The organism is Burkholderia sp. 9779_493 (assembly GCF_015712215.1).
In the GTDB taxonomy this organism is placed as follows: Bacteria; Pseudomonadota; Gammaproteobacteria; order Burkholderiales; family Burkholderiaceae; genus Burkholderia; species Burkholderia cenocepacia.
Map to the genome: position 1 here is coordinate 1 of NZ_JACCQA010000006.1, position 11,461 is coordinate 11,461.

Consider the following 11,461-nt stretch of genomic DNA (forward strand, 5'->3'; position numbering starts at 1 on the left):
GGTGGGAGCGTCCTTCCGTCGGCTCAGTGCCGATCGGGTTCCCGCGCGTACCGGTGGCGAGTCATCCGCTGCGCGTTACTTCGCATCGATCCGGATCTCGACGCGGCGATTCTGCGCACGGCCTTCCGCGGTCGCGTTGGACGCGACCGGATCGGCGGCGCCGAGGCCTTCGGAGACGAACGACTGCGCCTTCAGGCCGTTGCCGCGCAGGTAGTTCATCACGTTGCGGGCCCGCGAAGCCGACAGCGCGAGGTTGTGCGTGTCGCTGCCCGTCGAATCGGTGAAACCGGTGATCGCCACGCGGCGGAACTCGACGCCGCTGTTGATCTGCACGAAGCGGTCGAGCTGGCTGCGCGCGTCCGGCGTCAGCACCGCGCTGTCGAACGCGAAGTTCGCGTCGCCCTGCAGCAGCACCTGGCGCTGCTGGACCGGCTGAGGCGCCGGCGCCGGTTGCGGCGCCGGCGGCGCGGCCTGCACGACCGGCTGCGGCTTGCCGCACATGAACGTGATCTCGCGCGGGTCCTTCATCGGCGCGCGGCTATACACGCGGTCGATCATCTCGAGCGGCGTGAAGCCCTTGCCCTGGCAGAATTCCTCCGCCGCGCGGGCGCAGGCGTTCGCGCTGCCGAGCAGCCCGTCGCAGCTCACGCGGAATACGGTGTCCGGCTTGCCGGGAATCGACACCGCACGGATGTCGTAGGTGACGCCCGATTGCGTCGTACACGCACCGAGCGCCATCGCGATCGCGCCGATCGACGCGGCGCGCAACAACAAGGTTTTCATGGTCATGGTGAAACGTCCGCCGTGAAGGCGGACGCCTTAAAAAAGTTGAATGAAGTCAGGCGGATCGCCTGCGCGGGCAGGGCCTGCGCCCCGCCCGGCGGCTTACCACTGATACGAAGCGCCCACGCCGACGGTGTTGCCGCCGCTCGACATGCCCACGCCGGCCTTCATCTTCAGGTTCTGCGTGATGCGGGCCTCGCCGCCGAACGCCACCGCCTGATAGCCCTTGTAGGTCGCGCCGCCGATACCGAACGACACCGTCTTGCCCGGATCGACGCCAGGGATCATCGTCAGCGCGGTGGCCGCGGCGATACCGGAGTACGCGTTGCGCGACAGGTCGTTGACCTGACCTTGCACGCCGCCGATCGCGCGATCCATCTGGCCCTTCGTCGCCGCGTCGGACGCGTTCACGCCATCGGCCAGGTTCGAGATCGTGCGCTTCTGATCGGCCGTACCGACGGACACGGTGTTGTCGCTCGACGCCACCGAGCCGGCGCCCAGCGCGACCGAGTTCTTGCCCGACGCGTTCGCACCGTCGCCGATCGCCGTCGACTTCTCGCCCGATGCCTTCGCATTGCTGCCGATCGCGGTCGCGCCTTCGGCGCTGCTCTTCGAGCCCGAACCGATCGCCGTACCGTTGCTGCCCGATACGTTCGCGTTGGAACCCACGACCGTGGCGTTGTTCGCGCCCGTGCCGATCGTCGCGCCCGAACCGGCAGCCGTGTTGCCCGTGCCGCCGCCCGCGTTCGCCTTCGTCGTGCCGTCCGTGCCCACGTCGGTACCGGCGAAGTAGTCGTTGCCGGAACCGCCGTTGCCCGGATTGCCCGTGCCCGGGTTCCGCTCCAGTTCGCCGACGCGATCGTCGAGGCCGCCGATCTTGTCGTTCAGTTCGCTCAACTGCCCGAAGTTCACCGCGTCATACCGGCTCGAACCGTCCGCGACGTTGGTCAGGCGCACCGGTGCCGCGCCCGAGCCGCCGAGGGTCACCGAGCCATAGTTGGGCGTGCCGTCCTTGTTCAGGTCGTAACGCACCGCGAGCGAATCGGTCGCGCCGTACTTGGCCGCGGCCTGGACTGCTTCGGCCACCGTCTTGTACTTGCTGCCGTTCACTTCGATCGACGTATCCGCGAGCTTGCCGTCCGCATCGACCGTCGTCCCGCCGCCGATCACGTCCGCCACGCTCTGCGCGGTGCCGTGCAGTTGCGCACCGTTGATCGCATCGCGGCTCGTCGCGCTCACCGCACCCGCGCCCACGCCGGTCAGCACGCGGTCGCCCGACGTGCCCGTGAAGTTCACGGACGTGCCGTCCGTGTCCTTCGCGACCGTGATCTCGCGCGTGTCCGCGTCCTGCTGGACGAGGCCGATCGAGCCGTGGACGAGACTGCTCGAGATGTTCTCGATCGCGTCGCCGACGTTGTTGTACGTCTTGTCGTTGACGGTGTACGTCGGGTTCGTCACGTTGCCGTTCGCGTCGACGGTCGCGCCGCCGCCCAATGCGTCGGCCACGCTCTTCGACGCGCCGTACAGCTGCGAGCCGTTCACCGCGTCCATGCTGGTCGCGTTCACCGCGCCGGCCTTGACGTTCGACAGCGTCGTGCCGTTCGCGCCCTTCAGCGTGATCTGGTCGAAGTTCGCCGAACCGTCCGCATGCTTGTCGTACGTCACGGCGAGCGACGTCAGGCCCGTACCCGGGTTAGACGAATCGATCGGCGCAACCAGGCCCGCGTCCTGCAACTGGCCCACGTTGATCGCGTCGTGACGATCCACGCCGTCCGCGACGTTCTTCAACGCCACCGGCGTCGTCGCGCCCGCGCCGCCCAGCGTCACCGAACCCAGGTTCGGCGTGCCGTCCGCGTTGCGGTCGTACGTCACCGCCGCGATCGACTGGCCGGTCACCGGATCGACCAGACCCGAATCGGCCAGCTGCTTGTTGATCACGGTGATGTTCTGCGTATTCGTCGTCGTACGGCCGTCGAGGTTCGGCAGTGCGTCGCCCACGTTGTTGTACGACTTCGACTGCGACGCATCCGCCGGGTCGGCCAGCGAGTACGTCGGGTTCGTCACCGTGCCGTCCGCGCCCACCGTTGCGCCGCCGCCCAGCGAATCGGCCACGCTTTGCGCCGTGCCGTGCAGCTGCGCACCGTTGATCGCATCCGTGCTCGTGGCCGTGACCGCGCCCGCCTTCACGTTCGTGATCGTCGTGCCGTCCGCGCCCTTCAGCGTGACCGTGTCCTTCGCTGCACCGTCGTAGGCGACGGCCAGCGACGTCAGGTTGCCCGACCCGTCCTGACCCACCAGGCCCGCATCCTGCAACTGGCCGAGGTTGATCGCGTCGTGACGATCCTTGCCGTCCGCAACGTTCTTCAGTGCGACCGGCGTCGTGGCGCCCGCGCCGCCCAGCGTCACGCTGTCCTTCGCCGCGCCGTCGTACGTCACCGCCATCGACGTCAGGTTGCCCTTGCCGTCGTCGCCCACCAGGCCCGCATCCTTCAGCTGGCCGAGGTTCAGCGCATCGCCGTCGTCCGTCGCGTCGGCCACGTTCTTCAGTTGCGTCGGGCCGGCGCCGTTACCCAGTGTCACCGAACCGTAGTTCGGCGTGCCGTCCGCGTTGCGGTCGTACGTGACCGCCGCGATCGCCTTGCCGTCGTCGCCGATCAGGCCAGAACCCTTCAGCTGGCTCACGTTCACCGCGTCCATGTCAGCCACGCCGGCCTTCACGTTCGACAGCGTCGTACCGTCCGCGCCCTTCAGCGTGACCGTGTCCTTCGCGACACCGTCGTACGCGACGGCGAGCGACGTCAGGCCCGCACCCGGGTTCGCCGGATCGACCGGCGCGACCAGGCCCGCGTCCTGCAACTGGCCAACGTTGATCGCGTCGTGACGATCCACGCCGTCCGCGACGTTCTTCAATGCCACCGGAGCCGTCGCGCCCGCGCCGCCCAGCGTCACCGAACCGAGGTTCGGCGTGCCGTCCACGTTGCGGTCGTACGTCACCGCGGTGATCGACTGACCGGTCACCGGATCGACCAGACCCGAATCGGCCAGCTGCTTGTTGATCACGGTGATGTTTTGTGTGTTCGTCGTCGTACGGCCGTCGAGGTTCGACAGCGCGTCGCCCACGTTGTTGTACGACTTCGACTGCGACGCATCCGCCGGATCGGCCAGCGAGTACGTCGGGTTCGTCACCTTGCCGTCCGCGCCCACCGTCGCGCCGCCGCCCAGCGAATCGGCCACGCTTTGCGCCGTGCCGTGCAGCTGCGCACCGTTGATCGCGTCCGTGCTCGTGGCCGTGACCGCGCCCGCCTTCACGTTCGTGATCGTCGTGCCGTCCGCGCCGCCTTGCAGCGTGACGCGAGCCTTGGTGTCGTCGTCATAGCCGACGGCCAGCGGGTTGCCCGAACCGCCCGAGTTGTCCGCGACGTACTGCTTCAACTGGTTGTAGTTGATCGCGTCATGGTCGTCCGTCGCATCCGCGACGTTCTTGATCTGCGTCGGACCCGCGCCATTGCCCAGCGTCACCGAGCCGTAGTTCGGCGTGCCGTCCGCGAGACGGTCGTACGTGACCGCGGCGATCGACTTGCCGTCGTCGCCGATCAGGCCCGAGCCCTTGAGCTGCGAAACGTTCACCGCGTCCATGTCGGCAACACCCGCCTTCACGTTCGACAGCGTCGTGCCGTCCGCGCCCTTCAGCGTCACGGTGTCCTTCGCGTTGCCGTCGTACACGACAGCCAGCGATTCGCCCGTGACCGGGTCGATCACGCCGCCGTCCTTCAGCGAGTCCTTCAGGTCGCTCAGGTTCTGGTTCGTCGCGAACAGCTGCGAACCGTTCACGGCGTCCTTGCTCGTCGCCGACAGTTCGCCATCCTTGACGTTGTGGATCGCCACCGGCGTGGTCGCGCCCGTGCCGCCCAGCGTGATGCTGTCCTTCGCCGCGCCGTCGTACGTCACCGCCATCGACGTCAGGTTGCCCTTGCCGTCGTCGCCCACCAGGCCTGCCTCCTTCAGCTGGCCGAGGTTCAGCGCATCGCCGTCGTCCGTCGCATCGGCCACGTTCTTCAGCTGCGTCGGGCCTGCACCGTTACCCAGCGTCACCGAACCGTAGTTCGGCGTGCCGTCCGCGTTGCGATCGTACGTGACCGCGGCGATCGACTTGCCGTCGTCGCCGATCAGGCCCGAGCCCTTCAGCTGCGAAACGTTCACCGCGTCCATGTCGGCCACGCCGGCCTTCACGTTCGCAAGCGTCGTGCCGTCCGCGCCGGCCAGCGTCACCTTGTCCTTCGCCGCGCCGTCGTACGTCACCGCCATCGACGTCAGGTTGCCCTTGCCGTCGTCGCCCACCAGGCCCGCGTCCTTCAGCTGGCCGAGGTTCAGCGCATCGTGGTCGTCCTTCGCGTCCGCGACGTTCTTCAGCGCGACCGGAGCCGTCGCGCCCGCGCCGCCCAGCGTCACCGAACCGAGGTTCGGCGTGCCGTCCGCGTTGCGGTCGTACGTCACCGCCGTGATCGACTGACCGGTCACCGGATCGACCAGACCCGAATCGGCCAGTTGCTTGTTGATCACGGTGATGTTCTGCGTGTTCGTCGTCGTACGGCCGTCGAGGTTCGACAGCGCGTCGCCCACGTTGTTGTACGACTTCGACTGCGACGCATCCGCCGGGTCCGCCAGCGAGTACGTCGGGCTCGTCACCGTGCCGTCCGCGCCCACCGCCGCCCCGCCGCCGAGCGCGTCCGTCACGCCCTTCAACTGGCTGACGTTGACCGCATCGGTCGCCTGCGTGCCTGCCGCGACGTTGACGACCTGGCGTTCGGCACCCGCACGACCGACGGATACCGAGTTCGCACGATTCGAGAACGCGTTCGCGCCGAGCGCGACGCTGTTGGCCGCGCCCGCGGTCGTGTTCGCGCCAAGCGCCATCGCGCCTTCGACGCCGCGTGCGACGTTCGCACCGGTACCCATCGCGATCGCGTTGGTCGAGCCGGCCCGCACGTTCGCGGCGTTACCGAGCGCGATCGAGCCGTCGCCGATTGCCTGCGCATTGTTGTTGCCGACGGCCAGCGCATACTCGCCGTTCGCCTGCGCGTTCGCACCCAGCGCGACGGCCTGCGTGCCGTTCGTCTGGACGTTCGAACCCATGGCGACCGAGTAGTCCTGGCCGGCGCCGGTCTGCGCGAAGCTACCGATCGCGACCGAGTTGTTCGAACCCGCGCCGCTTTGCAGGCCGACGGCCACCGCATTGGCGCCGCTTGCCGCCGTCGACGAACCGATCGCGGCCGCCGTTGCGGTAGCCGGATCCGCGCCGTTCAGCGACGCGACGTTGTTGCCCTGCAGGCCTTCGATCGCGACGAGCGGGTCGCTGACGTCCATCGTCTGCATCGAGCGCGAACTCACCTCGTCGATGGCAGCCTTCGTCTTCTTGTCGATCTCCGACGAGAAGCTGTCGATCGCCTGTTGCGTCTTCGAGCTCACCGACGTCGACAGGTCGTTCAGCGCCGCATACAGCTGGCCGCCGTTGACCGCGTCCGTGCTCTGGAATGCGACGTCGCCGTCCGCCACGTTGACGATCTTGCGTTCGCGGCCCACGTCGCCGACCGACACGACGTTGTTCTGGTTCGCGACCGAGTTGTAGCCGATCGCGACCGAACCGTTGCCGGTCACACGTGCGCCGCTGCCGAGCGCCAGCGAGTTGGCGCTGGTCGCCCGTGCGTCGGAACCGATGGCGACCGCGAGCGCGCCGCTGGCGACAGCCGGCGTGCCCGTGACCGGGTCGGCATTGACCTTGACGAAGCGCAGGTTGCCGCCGGACATCTCGTCGCGGAGATCCGACAGGCCCGTGTTCAGTTGCTTGACGTTGACTGCGTCGAGGTCGTCGACGCCCGTCGCGACGTTCTTGATCTGCGTCGGACCCGCGCCATTGCCCAGCGTCACCGTGCCATAGTTCGGCGTGCCGTCCGCGTTACGGTCGTACGTCACCGCGGCGATCGACTTGCCGTCGTCGCCGATCAGGCCGGAATCCTTCAGCTGGCTCACGTTCACCGCGTCCATGTCCGCCACGCCGGCCTTCACGTTCGACAGCGTCGTGCCGTCCGTGCCCTTCAGCGTAACCGTGTCCTTCGCGTTGCTGTCGTACACGACAGCCAGCGATTCGCCCGTCACCGGGTCGATCACGCCGCCATCCTTCAGCGAATCCTTCAGGTCGCTCAGGTTCTGGTTCGTCGCGAACAGCTGCGAACCGTTCACGGCATCCTTGCTCGTCGCCGACAGTTCGCCATCCTTGACGTTGTGGATCGTCACCGGCGTGGTCGCGCCAACGCCGCCCAGCGTCACGCTGTCTTTCGCCGCGCCGTCGTAGGTCACTGCCATCGACGTCAGGTTGCCCTTGCCGTCGTCGCCGACCAGGCCCGCGCCCTTCAGCTGGCCGAGGTTCAGTGCGTCGTGATCGTCCGTTGCGTCCGCGACGTTCTTGATCTGCGTCGGACCTGCGCCGTTACCCAGCGTCACCGTGCCGTAGTTCGGCGTGCCGTCCGCGTTACGGTCGTACGTCACCGCGGCGATCGACTTGCCGTCGTCGCCGATCAGGCCGGAATCCTTCAGCTGGCTCACGTTCACCGCGTCCATGTCCGCCACGCCGGCCTTCACGTTCGACAGCGTCGTGCCGTCCGTGCCCTTCAGCGTAACCGTGTCCTTCGCGTTGCTGTCGTACACGACAGCCAGCGATTCGCCCGTCACCGGGTCGATCACGCCGCCATCCTTCAGCGAATCCTTCAGGTCGCTCAGGTTCTGGTTCGTCGCGAACAGCTGCGAACCGTTCACGGCATCCTTGCTCGTCGCCGACAGTTCGCCATCCTTGACGTTGTGGATCGCCACCGGCGTGGTCGCGCCAACGCCGCCCAGCGTCACGCTGTCTTTCGCCGCGCCGTCGTAGGTCACCGCCATCGACGTCAGGTTGCCCTTGCCGTCGTCACCGACCAAGCCCGCGTCCTTCAGCTGGCCGAGGTTCAGTGCGTCGTGATCGTCCGTCGCGTCAGCGACGTTCTTGATCTGCGTCGGGCCTGCGCCGTTACCCAGCGTCACCGTGCCGTAGTTCGGCGTGCCGTCCGCGTTACGGTCGTACGTCACCGCGGCGATCGACTTGCCGTCGTCGCCGATCAGGCCCGAGTCCTTCAGCTGGCCTACGTTCACCGCGTCCATGTTCGCCACACCCGCCTTCACGTTCGACAGCGTCGTGCCGTCCGTGCCGGCCAGCGTCACCTTGTCACGCGCCGCGCCGTCGTACGTCACCGCCATCGACGTCAGGTTGCCCTTGCCGTCGTCACCGACCAGGCCCGCGTCCTTCAGCTGGCCGAGGTTCAGTGCGTCGTGATCGTCCGTCGCGTCAGCGACGTTCTTGATCTGCGTCGGGCCTGCGCCGTTACCCAGCGTCACCGTGCCGTAGTTCGGCGTGCCGTCCGCGTTACGGTCGTACGTCACCGCGGCGATCGACTTGCCGTCGTCGCCGATCAGGCCCGAGTCCTTCAGCTGGCCTACGTTCACCGCGTCCATGTTCGCCACACCCGCCTTCACGTTCGACAGCGTCGTGCCGTCCGCGCCGGCCAGCGTCACCTTGTCACGCGCCGCGCCGTCGTACGTCACCGCCATCGACGTCAGGTTGCCCTTGCCGTCGTCACCGACCAGGCCCGCGTCCTTCAGCTGGCCGAGGTTCAGTGCGTCGTGATCGTCCGTCGCGTCAGCGACGTTCTTGATCTGCGTCGGGCCTGAGCCGTTACCCAGCGTCACCGTGCCGTAGTTCGGCGTGCCGTCCGCGTTACGGTCGTACGTCACCGCGGCGATCGACTTGCCGTCGTCGCCGATCAGGCCCGAGTCCTTCAGCTGGCCTACGTTCACCGCGTCCATGTTCGCCACACCGGCCTTCACGTTCGACAGCGTCGTGCCGTCCGCGCCGGCCAGCGTCACCTTGTCACGCGCCGCGCCGTCGTACGTCACCGCCATCGACGTCAGGTTGCCCTTGCCGTCGTCACCGACCAGGCCCGCGTCCTTCAACTGGCCGAGGTTCAGTGCGTCATGGTCGTCCGTCGCGTCCGCGACGTTCTTGATCTGCGTCGGACCTGCGCCGTTGCCCAGCGTCACCGTGCCGTAGTTCGGCGTGCCGTCCGCGTTACGGTCGTACGTCACCGCGGCGATCGACTTGCCGTCGTCTCCGATCAGGCCCGAGCCCTTCAGCTGGCTCACGTTCACTGCGTCCGTGTCTTGCGTGCCGGCCGCCACGTTCGTGATCTGCCGCTGCAGCGTCGCCGAACCCACCGACACGCTATTCGCTCGATCGGCGATCGAAGTGTCACCCAACGCGACACCGTATTGAGCCGTCACCGACGCGCCGTCGCCGAGCGCCACGCCGCGTTGCGTAGTCCGGGCCCCGCGCCCGATTGCGATCGCCCCGCCGGCATTGGTGTTCGTCGTGGACGCGCCCTCGCCGAGCGCCAGTTGCCCGAATCCGCCCGACGTGTACGCCTTGGCGCCAATGGCGATATTCGTCTGACCGCCATTGATGTCCGTGGCATTCGCGATCGCGCCGTCGCCGATCGCAATCGACTGAGTACCGGAAGCGCGTGCCGCGATCGAACCACGCACCGCTACATAGGGGTTCGAGCCTGCCGCGATCGCGGCATTCAGTTGGCCGACGTTCACGGCGTCGGTTTCTTGCGTACCGGCAGCCACGTTGGTGATCTGCCGACGCAGCGTCGACGAGCCGACCGATACGCTGTTGTTGCGGTCCGTCGCTGACAGGGCACCAAGCGCCACCGAATCGGTATGGGATGCCACGGCGTTGACACCCAGTGCAACGCCATGCGAGCCGCTTGCGTTCGCACCATTGCCGACCGCGACGGCGGCGCCGCCCGCACTGCTTGCCTGGAAGCCGAGCGCCGTGCTGTTGTCCCCGTTGGCCCGTGCACTGTTGCCGAACGCCGTCGCGTACGTTCCGGACGCGCTCGTATTCGTGCCGATGGCAACCGCGCCCGAGCCTGCCTGCGCGGCGGCCGTACCGTTGCGCGTATCGATCTTGATGTACGTGTTGTCGACCTTGGTCGACAACGCAGTATTCATCTGACCGAGATTCACGGCATCCGTATTCTGCGTACCGGCGGCCACGTTGACGATCTGTCGCTGCTGCGACGTCGACCCGACCGACACCGCATTGTTGCGATCGCCAACCGAGTTCGCGCCGAGCGCAACCGAATTCGTCCCGCTGGCCAGAGCCCCGCGGCCGAGCGCGGTCGCGGTCGTACCCGTTGCACTCGCGCGCTCGCCCAGTGCCACGCTCGACGCCGATGTCGCATTCGCGAGCACACCGATCGCAACGGCGTTCGTGGTTGCATTGGCGGAATAGCCGATCGCGGAGCCATAGGTTCCGCTGGTGCTCGCGCCGCGACCGACCGCGATGGCGTTCGCACCCACGGCGCTCGCGGAAAACCCGAGCGAAGTTGCGCCATCCGCAGTAGCCGTCGAACGGGAGCCCACGGAAGTCGTATTGACGGCCTGAGCGGCAGCTGCCTGGCCGAAGGCCGATGCGTTGGCGCCCGCAGCATTTGCGCTCGTACCGACCGCAACACTTTCCGACCCCGTCGCTCGCGACAACGTGCCGATCGCCGTGGCGTTCTGATTGTTCGCCACAGTATTGCCGCCGAGCGCTACGGCCGAAGTACCCGTCGCGCTGGCATTGGCACCGATCGCGGTGGCGCTGCTACCTGCGCGCGCAGCCGTCGCCGCCGCATACGTACCCGTATTGGTCACCACGTACGGGTTCACCGTCCCCGCGGCCGCGATCGCTGCGTTCAGCTGATTCACGTTGACGGCATCCGTCCCGGCCGTACCGGCGGCCAGGTTGTTGATGCGGTGGTTCGTCATGTTGAAGTTGCTATCGACGTCCACCGGGCCGCGCAGGTGCACGCCCGAGCCGCCCAGCAGGAACAGATGGCCATCGACGGTGCCGCTGATGCCGGCTTCGGTCGCCGCGCTGGCCTGACCGACGCCACCACCGTTGACGTTGCTGTGGTTGTACAGCTGAAACGACCGGACGTGACCTTCACTCAGTCTGAAATTGGAGATTGCCGTACCGCACGCCCCGGTTGTCCGCGTTCCGACGGTATTGCCGCCGCCAAAGGTCGTCCCGTAATAACCGCTACCGGTCGGCGCACAAAGCGACAACGACCCGCCGCCATTGGCGGCCTGCGCCATCGCATCATTTGCCATCGAACCGCCGCCCACGCCGGCCATCACCGCGACCGCCGCCGTGACCGACGACCGCATCGTCGTATTCGACTTCGATTTCGTACGCATCCGCGCGGTTTCGGCCGCCGCCGTCCATGTACCCGTCGTCGCGTTCCAGACGGTGCGATAACTCTTGTTCATGCTGATTGCCTCTGTAGAGAAAAAGGGTGAAGGACGCTCCTCGTCCACAGATGCCAATGTATTGATCGCCTGTCATTTCGATAATCAGACGGCTGGACGTGCGGCGACTTATTTCGTAGGCCCAGTCCTAACATGACGTTGCTTGACAATCGGCCGTGCCAGACGCGGCACGACACGCCGCTCTCCTGAACGATTCCGTTTGACACGAGCGCGCGGCAAGCCTTATATACGCACCGCGCCGCCGATTGCCTGAATAGGACTGGTCCTATCCATC

2 protein-coding genes are annotated in these 11,461 nt (G+C 67.2%); both read right to left on the reverse strand.

Features of this window, described 5'->3' with window-relative positions; translation table 11 throughout:
• Positions 1 to 75 precede the first annotated feature (75 nt).
• Entirely contained in the window at positions 76 to 789 is a 714-nt protein-coding gene (locus H0X95_RS07505; RefSeq protein WP_059721049.1) for an OmpA family protein, read from the reverse strand.
• A 96-nt stretch (positions 790 to 885) separates the two neighbouring features.
• Entirely contained in the window at positions 886 to 11,187 is a 10,302-nt protein-coding gene (locus H0X95_RS36165) for a YadA-like family protein (protein ID WP_269060557.1), read from the reverse strand.
• Between the last annotated feature and the right edge of the window lie 274 nt (positions 11,188 to 11,461).

Excerpts from the sequence above, each read along its gene's own strand:
- H0X95_RS07505 (WP_059721049.1), bottom strand. The coding sequence starts at position 789 with ATGACCATGAAAACCTTGTTGTTGCGCGCCGCGTCGATCGGCGCGATC.
- H0X95_RS36165 (WP_269060557.1), bottom strand. The coding sequence starts at position 11,187 with ATGAACAAGAGTTATCGCACCGTCTGGAACGCGACGACGGGTACATGG.